This is a genomic window from Stenotrophomonas maltophilia group sp. P373 (genome assembly GCF_053295075.1).
Genome location: NZ_CM129994.1, coordinates 3,451,491 through 3,468,410, shown reverse-complemented (window position 1 = coordinate 3,468,410; position 16,920 = coordinate 3,451,491). Strand labels below are relative to the sequence as shown.

Genomic DNA, 16,920 nt, shown 5'->3' with positions numbered 1-16,920 from the left:
TCCGGAAACGGGGCCGCGACGGGTCACGGCGGGCGAAGGGGGGAGGGCTGGCCGTTCAGGCCAGCGGCTGCCGGCTGACCGTAGCGCCGGCATATGACGCCCGGAAATGACCAGATACCTTTCTTAAACAACCTTTGGTTATAAGCTGGTGACGGCAATTGACCCTAGAGTGGACTTCCGCCCCATGCCGCCTGCCTGCCCATGACGCTGACCCAGCTGCGCTACCTGGTAGCCATCGCCGACGCCGAGCTGAACATCACGCTGGCCGCCTCGCGCGTGCACGCCACCCAGCCCGGCCTGTCCAAGCAGCTCAAGCAGCTGGAGGACGAGCTCGGCTTCCTGCTGTTCGTGCGCAAGGGGCGCAGCCTGGAGTCGGTTACCCCGGCTGGAACCGAAGTCATCGCGCGTGCCCGCGCGGTGCTGGCCGAAGCCAACAATATCCGTACGTACGCGGCAAACCAGCGGCGCGAAAGCCAGGGCCAGCTGATCCTGACCACCACGCACACCCAGGCGCGCTTCGTGTTGCCGCCGGCGGTGGCGGCGATCAAGCAGGCCTATCCGCAGGTCAGCGTGCACCTGCAGCAGGCCGGTGAAACCGACGCGCTGGACCGCTTGAACCAGGGTGACGCCGATATCGCCATCATCAGCACCGCAGGCGGTGAGCCAACCGACGGCATCGCAGTGCCGCTGTTCCGCTGGCGGCGCCTGGTGGTGGTACCCAAGGGCCACCCGTTGGACCGCGCCGGCCGCGCACCGGACTTGGCCGCGCTGGCCCGCCAGCCGTTGATCAGCTACGAATCCTCGACCCGACCGAACTCTTCCCTGCAACGCGCCTTCGCCGCCAATGGGCTGGTGCCCGACCTGGCGCTGACCGCGCTCGATGCCGACCTGATCAAGACCTACGTGCGCACGGGCCTGGGCGTAGGCCTGCTGGCCGAGATGGCGGTCAGTTCCAATGACGAAGACCTGAGGTCGTGGCCGGCGCCGGATCCGATCAGCGAGTGCATCGCCTGGGCGGTGTTGCCGCGCGACCGCGTGCTGCGTGATTACGCGCTGGAGCTGGTGCACGTGCTGGCCCCACAGATTGATCCGCGCGACCTGCGGCGGGTGCTGGATGGCAACCAGGCGGCGGCGTGGCCGGTGCCACCGACCTGGGAGTCGCTGACCCAGACCATCACGGTGTGAGGTGGGTCGAGCAGGGCTTGCAGCCCTGCACCTGCCGAATCAAAGGCAAAAGCCGAAGCAACAGCAACTGCTGGCTTCCGTGGGGCGGCGGGGCGGTGTGGGCAGGCAGGACACGCCGTAAACCCATCCCTGGGGGCTCGATGGCGCCATCCATGGCGCCAACGGTCCTGCCTGCCCACACCGCCCCGCCTCTGACAGATTCCGATGGCTGTTGGTAGGTGTCGACCTTGGTCGACACGGTCGACCCACGCCATGCGTGGATGAAATCTGTCAGATATGGAAATGCATCTGGGGTCAGATCCGTTTTCCTGCGGAAAACGGATCTGACCCCAAGAGCCGTTTCAACAGACCGCAGAAGACTGTCGAAGGCGGGGTGGGTCCGGTTGCGGGGGCGTGAGCCGCATGGGCCCGAGGCATGCCTCGGGCGGGTTGGGCAGGACGCCCAACCCCGGTCTTGCCGTGTGCGCAGGACAGCGCACACGAGCAAGCGGCGACCGAGCCTGCATGGACGTATTTACGGCGTCCCCCGCAACCGGACCCACCCCGCCTACCCACAGGAAACCGCTTTTGCTTTTGCTGTTGCTTCGGCTCTTGCCGTGGACGTGGTCTCTGCAGGTGCAGGGCGCAGCCCTGCCGAACACCCCCGCGACGGGGTGTCGCAAACGCCTGCGACGGTTCGTCGCACGGGCAACCCTGGACCCGCCTCTACACTAGCGGGGTGACCCGCCTGTCCCGCCCGCAGCGCCTCCTGCTGCAGCTCGCCGTCCTGGCGACGCTGCTGATGGTGCTTGCGCCACTGGTCAGCCGCGCGCTGCAGGCGCCGCCGATGGACCACGCGGCGATGGCAGGCATGGACCACGCGCACATGCACCACGACGCTGCCGCAGTGGGTCAGAGCCCTCTGCACGGGCAACGGAGTCCGACCCCACCGGCCGATCCTCACGCCATGCATGGCGAAGCCTGCGAATACTGCGTGCTGGCCATGCGCCTGCTGCCGTGGCTGGCGGTATTGGTGCTGCTGTTGCCGCTGCTGTGGCGGCCGCGGCTGGTATTCCCGTGGTCGCAGCAGGTACTGCCGGCACTGCGCTGGCCGGCACACGCCGCGCGTGGGCCACCGCGCGCCTCCATCGTCCGCTGATTTTCCTGTCGAATCTGCCGCACGACGCCTGACCGGGCGCCGTGCGCGCGTGCGTACCTTGGAGCTGTTCCGATGAAAATGACTTCCCGCCCCGCAGGCGCCTGCGTGCGCCTGCCGGTTGCCCTTGGCCTGGCCGCGGCTGCAACGCTCGCCCATGCCGCGCCCGCCGAAGAGGCGCGCACTCTCGATACGCTGGTGGTCACCGCCGCCGCGCCTTCGTCGTCACTGCACTGGGTGACCGATCCACGCCTGCCGCGGCAGCCGGTCCCTGCCAGTGACGGCGCCGACTACCTGAAGACCGTTCCTGGCTTCTCCGCCATCCGCAACGGCGGCACCAACGGTGACCCGGTGCTGCGCGGCATGTTGGGTTCGCGCCTGAACATCCTCAGCAATGACGGCAACCTGATCGGCGCCTGCCCCTCGCGCATGGACAACCCGCTGTCCTACATCGCACCGGAGAGCTTCGACCGCCTGACCATCATCAAGGGCCCGCAGAGCGTGCGCTGGGGGGCAGGTGCCTCGGCCGGCACCGTGCGCTTCGAACGCGATACACCGCGCTTCGAGGAACCGGGCCTGCGTGCCGATGCCAGTACGCTGGTCGGTTCGCGCAACCGCAACGACCAGGTGCTGGACCTGACCCTGGGCAACCCGGCCGGCTATGTGCGCGCCAGTGGCAACCGTTCCGAAGCCGATGACTACAAGGACGGCCACGGCGATGTGGTGCCATCGAAGTGGCGCAAGTGGAACGGTGACGTGGCGATCGGCTGGACGCCGGATGCCGATACGCTGCTGGAAGTTTCTGCCGGTGCCGGCGATGCGATCGCACGCTACGCGGGGCGCGGCATGGACGGTGCCGCGTTCGAACGCACCAGCTACGCCGCGCGCTTCGAGAAGCGCAACCTGCCGGGTGCGTGGGACACGCTGCAGGCCAACGTGTACTACAACGAGGCCGACCACGTGATGGACAACTACACGCTGCGCACGCCGAATCCGCACAGCATGATGCCGATGCCGATGGCGTCGAACGTGGACCGCCGTACCCAGGGCGGCCGGGTCAGTTCCGAGTGGGGCTGGCAGGACGTGCAACTGGTGGCGGGTGTGGATGGCGAGGACAGCCGCCATCGTGGGCGAATGGGCATGGGCCGGGGCACCTATCGCCAGGCGGCGTGGCAGACCGATGCCAGCTTCCGCCGCTATGGCGTTTTCACCGAGTTGACCCTCGGCGCCGGCACCGATCAGCGCTGGATCAGCGGCCTGCGCATCGATCGCGCCAGCGCTCGCGACGAGCGGCAGTCGATCCGCGGGATGATGGGGAACATGCCCAATCCCACCGCCGGCGAGCGTCGCAAGGAATGGCTCGGCAGTGGCTTCCTGCGCTACGAGCAGGACCTGGCCGACGGCCTGACCTGGTACGCCGGCCTCGGCCACAGCGAGCGCATGCCCGACTACTGGGAGCTGTTCTCGCCCAACCACGGCCCGGCCGGCGCAGTGAACGCGTTCACTGGCGTGCAGCCGGAACGCACCACCCAGCTCGACGTGGGCCTGCAGTACAAGGGACCGCGCGTGCAGGCCTGGGTCTCGGCCTATGCCGGGCAGATCCAGGACTACATCCTGTTCACCTACCACGGCAGCGGCATGATGGGCATGAGCCAGGCCAGCAACGTCGAGGCGCGCATTGCCGGTGCCGAGGCCGGGTTGGAAGTGAGCCTGACCGAGCAGTGGAAGCTGGGCGGCACGCTGGCCTATGCCTGGGGAGAGAACCGCGACCAGCAGCGTCCGCTGCCGCAGATGCCGCCGTTGGAAGCACGCCTGAGCGCGAACTGGGAGGGCCAGCGCTGGAGTGCCGGCGCATTGCTGCGCGCGGTGACCCATCAGCATCGTGTCGCAGATGGACAGGGCAACGTGGTCGCGCAGGACCTCGGGCCGAGCGCCGGGTTTGCCACCTTCGCGCTCAATGCCGCGTACCGTTTCAGTTCGCAGCTGCAGCTCAGCGCCGGCGTCGACAACCTGTTCGACCGCGCCTACAGCGAGCACCTGAACCTGGCCGGCAGCGCCGACTTCGGCTTCCCGGCCGACCCGGTGCGGATCAACGAGCCGGGGCGTAGCGTGTGGATGAAGTTGAACTACCGGTACTGATCCGCCGGGCATAAAAAAACGGGGCCGGATCCCCGCCAGGATCCGTCCCCGCCCGACGCCCTCGGTCGGGCAGGTTCGACTCTACGATGACGGCCGCGGTGCTGCACCACTGGATACACCCCGACACACGCCGACACTGCCCATGGCAGCCTTGCACGGAACGGGTTCAAGGCGCTATCGCAGCCTAGGTTCCACGCCGGTAAACGCTTGGCACATACCGCTTTTATGGGCACTTGCCTACACTCGGCGGCCGTGGATCAATCAGGACCGTTCATGTTGGCTCGTATCGCTTCGACCCTGGCCCTCGGCCTCAGCCTGGCCGTGCTGGCCGGGTGCGCAGGCAAACAGGAGGCCGCCGCACGTCGGCAGGGCGAAGCGGTGCCGGTCACCGCGCAGGTCGTGCAGCCCACGCAGTGGAACGACACCCTGCAGGCACTGGGCACGGCCAAGGCGCGCGAGTCGATCAGCGTCACTGCCAAAGTCAGCGAGATCGTCGAGAAAGTGCACTTCGAGAGCGGCCAGCACATTGCCGCCGGTGCGCCGATCGTGACGCTGCGCGGCCAGGCCCAGGAAGCCGCACTGGTGCAGGCGCAGGCCACCTTCCATGAAGCCGATCAGCTGTACAAGCGCCAGCGCGAACTGGCCGCCCAGCGGCTGGTGTCCAGCGCCACGCTGGATACGCAGAAGTCGATCCGCGACGCCGCCGAGGCGCGCGTGATGCAGATGCAGGCAGACATTGGCGACCGCCGTGTGCGTGCGCCCTTTGCCGGTGTGCTTGGCATCCGCCAGGTCAGTCCGGGATCGCTGCTGACCCCGACCACGGTCATCGCCACGCTCGACGACATCGAGCACATGCATGTCGATTTCCAGGTGCCGGAAGTGGAGCTGGCTGCGCTGGGCGTTGGTGACAAGGTCAGTGCCACCAGCGTGGCCTGGCCGGGTCGCACCTTCGAGGGCGTGGTCAGCACCATCGATGCGCGTATCGATCCGGCCACCCGTGCGGTGACCGTGCGCGCCGATTTCGCCAATGGCGACCACGAATTGCGCCCGGGCATGCTGCTGGACGTGCGCCTGTTCCGCCCCGAGCGCCCGGCGCTGGTGGTCCCGGAAATCGCCGTGGTACAGGTCGGCCGCGATACCTTCGTGTACCGCATCAAGGCCGACGACAGCGTCGAGCGGGTGGACGTGGTCACCGGCGCGCGCCGTGCCGGCGTGGTCGAGATCCGGCAGGGCCTGGAAGCAGGCCAGCGCATCGTGGTCGATGGCACCGGCAAGCTGCGCCCGGGCCTGAAGGTCGCTGCGAAGGACGCCGCACCGGCCTCTGGCGCCAAACCGGCTGACGCGCCGGCGCCGGTCGCGACCGAGGGCCACGGCGGATGAAGCTGTCCGACATCTCCATCCAGCGGCCGGTGTTCGCCGTGGTGATGAGCCTGTTGCTGCTGGTGCTGGGCGTGATGTCCTTCACCCGCCTGACCCTGCGCGAACTGCCCGCCATCGACCCTCCGATCGTTTCGGTGTCGGTGGACTACACCGGCGCGTCGGCGGCGGTCATCGAAAGCCGCATCACCCAGGTGCTGGAAGATGCGCTGGCCGGCATCGAAGGCATCGATACGATCAACGCGCGCAGCACCAACGGCCGCTCGCAGGTCAGCATCGAGTTCACCTCCAACCGTGATATCGAAGCGGCGGCCAACGACGTGCGCGATGCGGTCAGCCGCGTCGCCGACCGCATGCCGGAAGAGGCGCGGCCACCAGAGATTGCCAAGGTCGAGAGCGATGCCGACCCAATCATCTGGTTCAACATGGTGTCCTCGACCATGGACACGCTGGAGTTGAGCGACTATGCCGACCGCTACGTGGTCGATCGTTTCTCCAGCCTCGATGGCGTGGCCCAGGTCCGCATCGGCGGCCGCCAGCGCTATGCGATGCGGATCTGGCTGGACCGTGACCAGCTGGCCGCGCGCGGGCTGACCACCGGCGACGTGGAAACCGCACTGCGCAACGAGAACGTGGAGCTGCCGGCCGGCCGCATCGAGTCGACCGACCGCGATTTCACCCTGCGCGTGGAACGCAACTACATCAAGCCCGAGGATTTCGCGACCATCCCGCTGGGCAAGGGCCGCGACGGCTACGTGGTGCGCATGGGCGACGTGGCGAAGATCGAGCTGGCCTCGGCCGAACGCCGCGCGTACTACCGCAGCAACGGCGAGCCCGGCATCGGCCTGGGCATCGTCAAGACCTCCACCGCCAACTCGCTGGACGTGGCACGCACTGCGCGCGCTGAGGCCGAGCGGGTGGCGCTGACCCTGCCCAAGGGCACGCAGATCTTCGTCGCCTTCGACAACACCACCTTCATCGAAGCTGCAGTGGACCGCGTCTACGCCACCCTGGTGGAAGCGATGATCCTGGTGCTGGCGGTGATCTGGCTGTTCCTCGGCAGCTTCCGCGCCGCGTTGATTCCGGCGGTGACGGTGCCGGTCTGCCTGGTGGCGGCGTTCATCGCGCTGTATGCGTTCGACTTCTCGATCAACCTGCTGACCCTGCTGGCGCTGGTGCTGTGCATCGGCCTGGTGGTGGACGATGCGATCGTGGTGGTGGAAAACGTGCAGCGCCGCATCGACCTGGGCGAACCACCGCTGGTGGCCTCCAAGCGCGGCACCGCGCAGGTCGCCTTCGCGGTGATCGCCACCACTGCCGTGCTGGTGGCGGTGTTCCTGCCGGTCGGCTTCCTGGAGGGCAACACCGGGCGACTGTTCCGCGAACTGGCCGTGGCGCTGGCCGCTGCCGTGGCGTTGTCCGCGTTCGTTGCGCTCACACTGACGCCGATGATGGCTTCCAAGCTGCTCAAGCCGCATACCGGGCAGGCCCCGCGGGGCCTGCACGGCTTCATCAACCGCAACCTGGAACGCCTTGCGGGTGCCTATGGGCGGGTGCTCGATCACCATGTCGACCGCACCTGGATCTACCTGCTGGTGATGGTGGCTGCGCTGGCCGCCAGCTGGGGCCTGCTCAAGCTGCTGCCGTCGGAACTGGCGCCAGCCGAAGACCGTGGTTCGTTCCAGATCATGATCGACGGCCCGGAAGGCGCCGGCTACGACTACACCGTGCAGCAGGTGCAGCAGGTGGAAGCGCTGCTGGCACCGCATGTCGGCCCGGACAAGCCGATCGTGCGTGCCAACCCCCGCGTGCCGGGCGGCTGGGGCGCCAGCGAGGAAATGCATACCGGCCGCGTCAGCATCTTCCTGCAGCCGTGGCGCCAGCGCAGCGAGGGTACGCCCGAAGTCGCCAACGAACTGCAGAAGGAACTGGATACCATCCGCGGCGTGCGCGTACGCACGCAGGTGGGTGGTGGCCTGGTGCGCAGCGGCGGCCAACCGTTCCAGATCGTGCTGGGCGGCCCGGAATATGCCGAGATCGCGCAGTGGCGCGACCGCATCCTGCTGCGCATGGCCGACAATCCCGGCCTGGTCGGCCCCGATTCCGATTACAAGGAAACCCGGCCGCAGATGCGGGTGAACATTGACCGCCAGCGTGCGGCCGATCTCGGCGTGCCGGTCACCGCGATCGGTTCGGCGCTGGAAACCATGATGGGCTCGCGTCGCGTCACCACCTTCGTCGACAACGGCGAGGAGTACGACGTGCTGGTGCAGGCCGGTCGCGATGGTCGTGCCAGCCCGGCCGACCTGGCCGCGATCCGCGTGCGCGCCAACTCCGGCGAGCTGGTGCCGCTGTCCAACCTGGTCACGCTGAGTGAAGTGGCCGAGGCCGGCACCCTGAACCGCTTCAACCGACTGCGCTCGATCACCATCAGTGCCGGCCTGGCGCCCGGTTATCCGCTGGGCGAAGCCATTGCCTGGGCACAGAACGTAGCCCAGGAAGAGCTGCCGCAGTACGCGCAGGTGAACTGGAAGGGCGAATCGCGCGAGTACCAGAGCGCCGGCGGCGCGGTGATGCTGACCTTCGCGATGGCGCTGCTGGTGGTGTACCTGGTGCTGGCCGCGCAGTTCGAGAGCTTCATCCATCCGCTCACCATCATGCTGACCGTGCCGCTGGGCGTGCTCGGCGCGCTGGTCGGGTTGTGGGTGAGTGGCGGTACGGTGAACCTGTTCAGCCAGATCGGCATCGTGATGCTGGTCGGCCTTGCAGCGAAGAACGGCATCCTCATCGTCGAATTCGCCAACCAGCTGCGCGACGATGGGCGCAGCGTGCGCGAGGCGATCATCGAGTCGGCGATGGTGCGCCTGCGCCCGATCCTGATGACCTCGATCGCCACCGTGGTCGGCGCGATCCCGCTGGTGGTCGCCGGTGGTCCTGGTTCGGCCAGCCGTGGCACGATCGGCACCGTGATCATCTTCGGTGTGACCCTCTCGACCTTCCTGTCGCTGTTCGTGGTGCCGGCGTTCTACGCGCGGCTGGCGCCGTACACCCGTTCGCCGGAAGCGGTGAAGCGCGAGCTGGAGAAGCAGGAAGCGGAATCGCCGTCGGTGGGTGGTCATGCCTGACCGGCCTGTCGACGGGGTCGGATCCCTTTCCCAAGGGGAAAGGGCTCTGACCCCACCACTGCAGGGCGAAGGCTTCACTCTGCGCCCGTGGCAGCCCGGCGACCTGGAATCCCTGCTGCGCCACGCCAACGACGCCGAGGTATCGCGCGGCCTGCGCGACCGCTTCCCTTACCCGTACACGCGCGGGGATGGCGAGGCCTTCCTCGCCGGCCGCGTGCTGGCTCCCGGCACCCTGAACCTGGCCATCGAGATCGACGGCCAGGCCTGCGGCAGCGTCGGTGCCCAACAGGGCCTGGCCGAGCGTGGGCATACCGCCGAACTGGGTTACTGGCTGGGCCGGGCCTATTGGGGGCAGGGCCTGATGACCCGCGTGGTCGGCCTGTTCGCCCCGTGGGTGATGGATGAGCTGCGCCTGTTCAGGCTGCAGGCCAGCGTGGTCGACTTCAACCTCGGCTCGGCCCGGGTGCTGGAGAAGAACGGCTTCCAGGAAGAGGGCGTGGAGCGTTGCGCGGTCTACAAGCGCGGCGTGCTGCACGACCTGCGCCGTTTCGCCCGGGTGCGCACGCAGCTGCCCTGAACGGCCCGGGGTCAGATCCCTTTTCCAGTGGAAAAGGGATCTGACCCCTTCTCCGCTCTCCGGTCATGGCCCGGCGCGACCAATGGCGCTACCGCAGCGGCCTTCGATCAGGGAGAATCGACCGGTCCCCTCCAGCCGACGGGACGTCCTTACAACCCGCCGACTGGAGAGAGCGCGCGTGGAAGCAACCGTACACTTCATCAACAGCATCATCTGGAGCAAGGCACTGATCTTCGTGTGCCTGGGCGCCGGCCTGTTCTTCAGCCTGCGCACCCGCTTCATGCAGATCCGTGGCTTCTTCGAGATGTGCCGCCTCACCGTCAGGGGGGAGAAATCCGACGCCGGTGTGTCCTCGTTCCAGGCGCTGGCCATGTCGATGGCCGGCCGCATGGGCATCGGCAACATCGCCGGCGTGGCCACCGCCATCGCCTTCGGCGGCCCCGGGGCGATCTTCTGGATGTGGGTGATGGGCTTCCTCGGCGCGTCCACCTCGTACGTGGAATGCACCCTGGCGCAGATCTACAAGACCAAGGACGCCGAAGGCCGCTACCGCGGTGGCCCGGCGTACTACATCGAGAAGGCGATGGGCCTGAAGTGGTATGCGCTGGCCTTCGCCATCGCCACGATCATCGCCGCAGGTTTCCTGATGCCGGGCGTGCAGGCCAATGCCATCGCCGACAGCATCATCAACGCCTGCCGTGGCACCGCGCTGTGCGGGCCGCTCGACGGCCAGGCCTTCGGCATGGAATCGGTGCAGGCGCTGAAGCTGGGCATCGGCATCGTGGTCGCGCTGCTGCTGGGCGTGGTGATCTTCGGTGGCGTCAAACGCATCGCCAACTTCGCCGAAGTGGTGGTGCCGTTCATGGCTGCCGGTTTCATCCTGATGGCCATCATCATCATGGTCATCAACTACGACCGCGTGCCGGAAATGTTCGGCATCATCTTCAAGAGTGCCTTCGGCACGCATGCCGCATTCGGCGCCATGATGGGCCTGGCCGTGGAGTGGGGCATCAAGCGCGGCATCTACGCCAACGAAGCCGGCCAGGGTTCGGGCCCGCATGCAGCGGCCGCCTCGGAAGTCTCGCACCCGGCCAAGCAGGGCTATGTGCAGGCCTTCGCCATCTACTTCGACACCATGATGGTGTGCACCGCCACCGCGTTCCTGATCCTGGCCAGCGGCACCTACAACGTGTACTCGCCGGTGGAGGGCGCCGCGCCGATCTTCCAGGGCCTGGCCGGCATTCCGGAAGGCGCCGGTTACGCCCAGGCCGGCGTGGAAGCGGTGCTGCCGGGCTGGGGTTCGGCGTTCGTATCGGTGGCCATCTTCTTCTTCGCCTTCACCACCATCATGGCGTACTACTACATGGCCGAGACCAACCTCAGCTATGTGAACCACAACAGGAAGCGGCCGCTGACCGTGCTGCTGCTGCGCCTGGGCATCATCGGCATGGTGGTGTTCGGCGCGTTCCACAATGCCACCCTGGCCTGGGCGCTGGGCGACATCGGCGTCGGCCTGATGGCCTGGCTGAACATCATCGCCATCCTCATCATCCAGAAGCCGGCGATGCTGGTCCTGCGTGACTACGAACGACAGAAGAAGCTGGGCCTGGATCCGGTGTTCGACCCTGATGCCCTGGGCATCAAGAACGCCGATTTCTGGCGCCAGCGCAAGCAGGAGAGTGTGTAAGTGAACAACCCTTGGAACAACCGCCGCCCGTCCGCCCGTCCGCCGCGCGCAACGCCGTTGCCGCGCCCGGAGGTGCCGGCCACGGGCGGTGGTGGGCGCGGTGGCAGCGATGAGCTGCGTCTGTACGGCCTGAATGCCGTGCTGGCTGCGTTCGAAGCGCGGCCGCAGGCGCTGCGCAAGCTGTACCTGCTGGAAGCACGCATCCCGCGCCTGCAGCCGCTGTTGAAGTGGTGCGTTGCCAACCGCGTGGGCTACCGCGTGGTCGAGGATGGCGATCTGAACAAGCTCGCCGGCACCACCCATCACGAAGGGGTGGTGGCTGATGTGCTGCGTGCACCTGCACTGCCGCTGGCGCAGTGGCTGGAGCAGGTCGGCGAGGCCCCGGCGCTGGCACTGTGGCTGGATGGCGTGGGCAACCCGCACAACCTCGGCGCGATCCTGCGCTCGGCCGCGCACTTCGGTGCCAAGGCGCTGCTGTTGCCGGCCGGCAGCACGCTGGCCCTGTCCGGCGCCGCCGCGCGCGTTGCCGAAGGCGGTGCCGAAGCGGTGCCGCTGGTGCAGCTGCCGGAGACCGATCAGGCAATGGCGCAATTGCGCGCAGCCGGTTTCGGCCTGGCCGCGACCCTGGTCGAGGGCGGTGATGACGTGTTCCGCAGCTCGCTACCGGCCCGCCTGGTGTATGTGATGGGTGCCGAAGGCGAGGGCATGGACCGCAGCCTGGCGGGGGCGTGCGACCTGCAGGTCTCGATTCCCGGCAGCGGCGCGGTGGAGAGCCTGAACGTAGCCTCGGCCACGGCGGTACTGCTGGCGCAATGGGCCAGCCGTCGCGGCTGATCCGACCCCAGCGGCTCGCCATGTTCGGGGTCGGATCCCTTGCCGCAGGCGAGGGCTCTGACCCCTTCCGGGGCCGGCAATTGCGTCAAGCACGCATGATGTTTTGAAAGTTTCCTTATTGGTCAGCCGCTTCTGGCGACGCAGGGTGGAATTCCATCCCATGCTGTCCAGGAGTGGCTGTCATGCATCATCCTCGCCGTACCCTCGTCGCATTGCTGGTGCTGGCCAACGTCCTTGCCAGTGCCCACGCAGCGGCTGACGAACGCAGTCTTGACGGTGTCAACTTCACCGGCCCGCTGATCACCCCCAATCCGGCCGGCCTGCCGCAGGGCAACTGGTACATCGAACCCTATCTGGTGCGGATCGACAGTCGCGATCATTACGACGATGGCGGCCATCGCCGCCGCAGTGGGCAACGTAGCGGTGCATGGGCCACGGTGGTGCCGATCATCTATGGCTTCAGCGACCGGGTGATGGGCCAGGTCTATCTCAGTGCATCGCGCTCGGAGTCCGGCGGTGCGCGCAGCAGCGGCTTCCGTGCCGGTGACACCACCGCGCGGCTGCAGTACCTGCTGCAGGCGCCGAATGCCGATGGCACCCGTCCGGCCATCTCGGTCGCGCTGGTGCAGCGTTTCAGCACCGGCAGCCACGATCGCATCGCCGGCAATCCGCTCGATGCGCAGGGCGACGGCGTTCAGCGCACCACTGCAGCGCTGGGCGTGCAGCAGGTCGTGTGGCTGGGCAATGACCGCCCCGTGCGCTGGCGTGCCCAGCTCAGTGCCGGGCCGGCACCGTCGCGCACCGCCATATCCGGCACCAGCGTCTACGGCACCGATGACAGCTTCCAGGGACATATCTCCCGCGGGTCGGTGCTGGGCCTGTCGGTCGGCGCCGAGTACAGCTTCAATTCGCGTTGGGTGGGCGTGATGGAGGTGGCCGCCAGCCGCGAGACAGGCCAGCGCCTCAGCGGCTTCGCACGCAACAGCAGCGGTGCGATCGAACGGATCGAAGAGCATCGCCCGGCCAGCCGCAGCGTCACCCTGGCGCCGGCCGTGGAGTACCACTTCAGCCCGACGCTGGGCCTGATCGCCGGCGTGGAGTTCAGCGTGGCGGGCCGCAACACCAGCCATATCGTCAGCCCCCAGATTGCCTTGGGCATGTTCTTCTGAGGGGCCGCCGATGAACATCGAATCCATCGTCAACACGATCCTTGGCGTCGTCTGGAGTCCCTACCTGGTGGTGCTGTGCCTGCTCACCGGCCTGTACTTCAGCGTGCGCACGCGCTTCATCCAGTTGCGTGCGTTGCCGGACATGCTGCGCCTGATGTTCCGCCATGAGCGCTCCGATGCCGGCGTGTCGCCGTTCCAGGCGTTGTCCATTTCGCTGTCAAGCCGCGTGGGCGTCGGCAACATCGCCGGCGTCGCCATGGCCATCGCCTTCGGCGGCCCCGGCGCGATCTTCTGGATGTGGATCGTCGCCTTCCTTGGCGCATCCAGTGCCTTCATCGAATCCACGCTCGCGCAGATCTACAAGGATCGCGACGGCAAGGGGCAGTACCGGGGCGGCCCGGCGTATTACATCGAAAAAGGCCTCGGCCAACGCTGGTATGCAGTGCTGTTCGCACTGGTGACGGTGCTGGCGGGCGCGATGCTGGCTGGCACCCAGTCCAATGCGATCACCAGCGCGGTGAACGAAGCCTGGGACGTCCCGGTGATGACCACCACCGCGGTTCTGCTGGTGGTGCTGGGTGCCATCCTCATCGGCGGTGTGCGGCGCATTGCGCGCGTGGCCGAATGGGTGGTGCCGCTGATGGCCGTGGCCTACCTGCTGGTTGCGGCGCTGGTGATGGTGCTCAACGCGGAAAAGGTGCCGGAGGTGATCATGCTGGTGCTGCGCAGTGCATTCGGCGTGGACGCAGCGTTCGGCGCGATGATCGGTACCGCTATCCAGTGGGGCGTGCGTCGCGGCGTGCTGTCCAACGAGGCCGGCATGGGCAGTGGTGCGCATCCGGCCGCCGCCGCGGAAGTCTCGCATCCGGTCAAGCAGGGCCTGGTGCAGTCGTTCTCGGTCTACATCGACACGATGGTGGTGTGCAGTGCGACCGCCTTCCTGATCCTGTCCACCGGCCTGTACAACGTCTACGACCCCGCGGTGAACGGCATTCCGGATGAGGCGCGCCTGTTACTGGGCAATCTGCCGGGTGTCGAGGCCGGGCCACGCTTCGTGCAGCATGCGGTGGAATCCGCGCTCCCGGGCTTCGGCCGTTCGTTCGTAGCGCTGGCGATCCTGCCGTTCGCGTTCACCACCATCCTCGCGCTGTACTACATGGCCGAGACCAACGTCAGTTATCTGTGCCGCGATCGGCCGACGCCGTGGGTGATGGGCAGCTTCCAGCTGCTGTTCCTGGCAGCGACCGGGTACTCGGCGGTGAACAGTGCAACGGTGGCCTGGTCGCTGGGTGACATCGGCGTCGGCCTGATGAGCTGGTTGAACATCATCGCCATCCTGCTGCTGCAGAAACCGGCCTTGGCGGCGCTGCGTGACTACGAGCAGCATCGCCAGGCCGGCAAGGATCCGCTGTTCAACCCGAAACTGCTGGGCGTGCGCAACACCAGCGTGTGGGAAGGCTGACAGGATCGGGGTCAGAGCCCTCGCCAAGGGCGAGGGCTCTGATCCACGCCATTGCCCGGTGGGTGCGAACCGCGGTTCGCACCACTTTTCCCGCTGCGCTCGCCGGGCATGGCCCGACGCTACAGCATCATTCGTTCGGCGGCGTGGTCGCCTTGGCCTCGCTGCCGAAGCTGCCATCCGCTTCCGCCGCCAGGTAGGCGAACACGGTGTACGCGGCTACGTTCTGCGCCAGTGCCTTCGGGTCGATCTTGTCCAGCGTGTCGTCGGCGGTGTGGTGCAGGTGGAAGTAGTCCGAGCCATCCTGCGCCAGCCACGCCCACGCACCGCCCTTGGCGGCCAGTGGGCCGACGTCCGGGCCCGGGCCACCCTTGTCGGCCTGGTACTCGATGCCCAGCGGCTTCATCACTTCGGCAATCTGCTTCGTCGCTTCACGCGAGCCGTCCGGATTCGGCGAACCGGTATTGAAGGCGTAGATGCGGCCTGCGCCGAAATCGCTCTCGGCGGCCAGCTGGTGCAGGGCCACGTCCTTCGCGTGCGCTTCGGCATAGGCCTTGCCGCCATACAGCCCCTGTTCCTCATTGGCGAAGGCGATCACGCGGATGGTGCGCTTCGGTGCCTGCTTGAGCTGGCCGATCAGGTGGCCGGCGGCCATGGTGATGCCCACGCCCGCGCCGTCATCCACCGCGCCAGTGCCCAGGTCCCACGAATCCAGGTGACCGCCGATCACCACCACTTCCTTCGGCAGGCTGCGGCCGGTGATCTCGCCGATCACGTTGTAGGAGGTGGCGGTGCCATCCCAACCGCAATCCAATGCCATCTTCACCGTGGTGCTGCCACGCGCCAGCAGGCGGGCCAGCTGGTCGGCATCGGGCACCGACAGCGCGGCCGACGGCACTGGGGTCAGGCCCTCATCGAAACGGGTGATGCCGGTGTGCGGCACGCGGTGCGAGTCGGTACCGGCCGAGCGCATGAGGAAACCGACCGCACCCTTGCGGATCGCTTCGGACGGCCCCTTGCTGCGGATCGCACCGCCGCGGCCGTAATCGCGGCCATCGCGGAACGGCAGCATCTGGTAATCGACGAAGGCGATCTTGCCCTTCAGCGAACCCGCTGGTGCGGCCTGCAGCGCGGCCAGGTCGGCGAAGCGCACCACCTCGGCTTCCACGCTGCCGCCTGGGCTGCCGCCCAGTGCAGTGATCTGCAGCGGCTGCGGGTTCCTGCCGGTCACGGCGGCGTGTTCACTGCGCCGCTCCCACTTCGGGAATGTCACCGGCTCCTTCCACACCTTGTCGAAACCGAGGGCCTTGAACTTGGCTTCGGCCCAGGCCACGGCGCGGGCGTCGGCTTCGCTGCCGGCGATGCGCGGACCGATCTCGGTGGTGAGCGACTCGACCACCTTCCAGCCGGTGTCATCGGCCAGCGCCTGGTCGCGCAGCTGTGCGGCGGTGGCCAGCGACGCCGGGGGCAGGGTAGTGGTATGCGGCGCCGCGAAGGCCGGGGCGGCCAGCAGGGCGAGGGAGGATGCGATGGCAAGGACGCGGCGACGCATGGACAACTCCGGGAAGGGACCTAAGCCTTGGAGCTTAACAGTCGTTCAGCCCGGCGCATGGGCGGGAGGTCATGGCTGGCGCGAACGCTGTTTTCCGCCATGACCGGCAAAGCGAAAGCCCCGCCAGGACGGGGCTTTCGCCTGCTTCTGTAGAGCCGAGCCAATGCTCGGCTGCCTTTTGCAGATCAGCCGAGCGTGGGCTCGGCTCTACAGGTGGGAGGGGCGCCATAGGCGCCCGACACCTTACTTCTTCAGGCTGTCGCGGATCTCGCGCAGCAGCACCACTTCTTCGGCCGGCGCCGCCGGGGCAGCTTCCTTCTTCCGCGACAGTCGGTTGATCGCCTTGACCACGATGAAGATCGCGAAAGCCACGATCACGAACTGGATGACGGTGTTGATGAAGTCGCCGTAGCCAACCACCACCGCCGGGATCTCCTTGCCATCCGGTCCGAGCCGGGCTGGCGACAACGTCCAGGCCAGGCTGGAGAAATCCACGCGCCCGATCAGGTAGCCCAGCGGCGGCATGATGATCTTCTCGACCAGCGCCGTCACGATCTTGCCGAAGGCTGCGCCGATCACCACACCGACGGCGAGGTCGATGACGTTGCCGCGCATGGCGAATTCCTTGAACTCGGTAAGCATTCCCATTGTTGTTTTTCTCCGGTGGGGAAGTGGACAGCG

The 16,920-nt window shown here is 67.3% G+C and carries 12 protein-coding genes; 10 read left to right on the top strand and 2 right to left on the bottom strand.

Going from position 1 to position 16,920, the window contains the following annotated elements:
- Positions 1–201: 201 nt before the first annotated feature.
- The 10 genes from ACSYHF_RS16085 (at position 202) to ACSYHF_RS16040 (ending at position 14,690) form a co-directional block, all read left to right on the top strand.
- Entirely contained in the window at positions 202–1,185 is a 984-nt protein-coding gene (locus ACSYHF_RS16085; protein WP_005418854.1) for a LysR family transcriptional regulator, read from the top strand.
- Positions 1,186–1,903: 718 nt separating this feature from the next.
- Entirely contained in the window at positions 1,904–2,323 is a 420-nt protein-coding gene (locus ACSYHF_RS16080; RefSeq protein WP_005418850.1) for a DUF2946 family protein, read from the top strand.
- Between the two features lie 72 nt (positions 2,324–2,395).
- A complete protein-coding gene (locus tag ACSYHF_RS16075) occupies positions 2,396–4,459 on the top strand; it encodes a TonB-dependent copper receptor (RefSeq protein WP_375365956.1) in 2,064 nt (687 codons plus the stop codon).
- A gap of 273 nt (positions 4,460–4,732) precedes the next feature.
- Positions 4,733–5,839 carry an efflux RND transporter periplasmic adaptor subunit gene (locus tag ACSYHF_RS16070; RefSeq protein WP_447575804.1) on the top strand — a complete coding sequence of 369 codons (1,107 nt, stop codon included), beginning with the start codon at positions 4,733–4,735 and terminating at the stop codon, positions 5,837–5,839.
- Positions 5,836–8,961 (top strand): efflux RND transporter permease subunit, encoded by a 3,126-nt coding sequence (locus tag ACSYHF_RS16065; RefSeq protein ID WP_447575803.1) that lies wholly within the window; start codon positions 5,836–5,838, stop codon positions 8,959–8,961. Before ACSYHF_RS16070 ends, ACSYHF_RS16065 begins: the two co-directional genes overlap by 4 nt.
- Positions 8,954–9,538: a GNAT family N-acetyltransferase gene (locus ACSYHF_RS16060; RefSeq protein WP_447575802.1), complete on the top strand. Its 585-nt coding sequence runs from the start codon at positions 8,954–8,956 to the stop codon at positions 9,536–9,538. The genes ACSYHF_RS16065 and ACSYHF_RS16060 overlap by 8 nt, the downstream gene beginning before the upstream one ends.
- A gap of 178 nt (positions 9,539–9,716) precedes the next feature.
- Positions 9,717–11,225 (top strand): alanine/glycine:cation symporter family protein, encoded by a 1,509-nt coding sequence (locus tag ACSYHF_RS16055; protein WP_447575801.1) that lies wholly within the window; start codon positions 9,717–9,719, stop codon positions 11,223–11,225.
- A complete protein-coding gene (locus ACSYHF_RS16050) occupies positions 11,226–12,059 on the top strand; it encodes a TrmH family RNA methyltransferase (RefSeq protein ID WP_005418814.1) in 834 nt (277 codons plus the stop codon). It abuts the gene before it with no gap.
- Positions 12,060–12,241: 182 nt separating this feature from the next.
- Complete coding sequence (locus ACSYHF_RS16045; protein WP_447575800.1) at positions 12,242–13,228, top strand: hypothetical protein; 987 nt, start codon at positions 12,242–12,244, stop codon at positions 13,226–13,228.
- Between the two features lie 10 nt (positions 13,229–13,238).
- Positions 13,239–14,690, top strand: a complete 1,452-nt coding sequence (locus tag ACSYHF_RS16040; protein WP_065179504.1) for an alanine/glycine:cation symporter family protein — start codon at positions 13,239–13,241, stop codon at positions 14,688–14,690.
- Positions 14,691–14,817: 127 nt separating this feature from the next.
- On the opposite strand, the gene ACSYHF_RS16035 is transcribed toward ACSYHF_RS16040, so the two are convergent.
- Both ACSYHF_RS16035 and mscL read right to left on the bottom strand, forming a co-directional pair.
- Complete coding sequence (locus ACSYHF_RS16035; RefSeq protein ID WP_447575799.1) at positions 14,818–16,239, bottom strand: M28 family peptidase; 1,422 nt, start codon at positions 16,237–16,239, stop codon at positions 14,818–14,820.
- Between the two features lie 243 nt (positions 16,240–16,482).
- Complete coding sequence (gene mscL, locus ACSYHF_RS16030; protein WP_005418809.1) at positions 16,483–16,887, bottom strand: large-conductance mechanosensitive channel protein MscL; 405 nt, start codon at positions 16,885–16,887, stop codon at positions 16,483–16,485.
- Between the last annotated feature and the right edge of the window lie 33 nt (positions 16,888–16,920).

What these genes read in the sequence shown, in the direction of transcription:
- ACSYHF_RS16065 (WP_447575803.1), top strand. Translation starts at nt 5,836, where the DNA reads ATGAAGCTGTCCGACATCTCCATCCAGCGGCCGGTGTTCGCCGTGGTG.
- mscL (WP_005418809.1), bottom strand. Translation starts at nt 16,887, where the DNA reads ATGGGAATGCTTACCGAGTTCAAGGAATTCGCCATGCGCGGCAACGTC.
- ACSYHF_RS16070 (WP_447575804.1), top strand. Translation starts at nt 4,733, where the DNA reads ATGTTGGCTCGTATCGCTTCGACCCTGGCCCTCGGCCTCAGCCTGGCC.
- ACSYHF_RS16045 (WP_447575800.1), top strand. Translation starts at nt 12,242, where the DNA reads ATGCATCATCCTCGCCGTACCCTCGTCGCATTGCTGGTGCTGGCCAAC.
- ACSYHF_RS16060 (WP_447575802.1), top strand. Translation starts at nt 8,954, where the DNA reads ATGCCTGACCGGCCTGTCGACGGGGTCGGATCCCTTTCCCAAGGGGAA.
- ACSYHF_RS16085 (WP_005418854.1), top strand. Translation starts at nt 202, where the DNA reads ATGACGCTGACCCAGCTGCGCTACCTGGTAGCCATCGCCGACGCCGAG.
- ACSYHF_RS16075 (WP_375365956.1), top strand. Translation starts at nt 2,396, where the DNA reads ATGAAAATGACTTCCCGCCCCGCAGGCGCCTGCGTGCGCCTGCCGGTT.
- ACSYHF_RS16040 (WP_065179504.1), top strand. Translation starts at nt 13,239, where the DNA reads ATGAACATCGAATCCATCGTCAACACGATCCTTGGCGTCGTCTGGAGT.
- ACSYHF_RS16035 (WP_447575799.1), bottom strand. Translation starts at nt 16,239, where the DNA reads ATGCGTCGCCGCGTCCTTGCCATCGCATCCTCCCTCGCCCTGCTGGCC.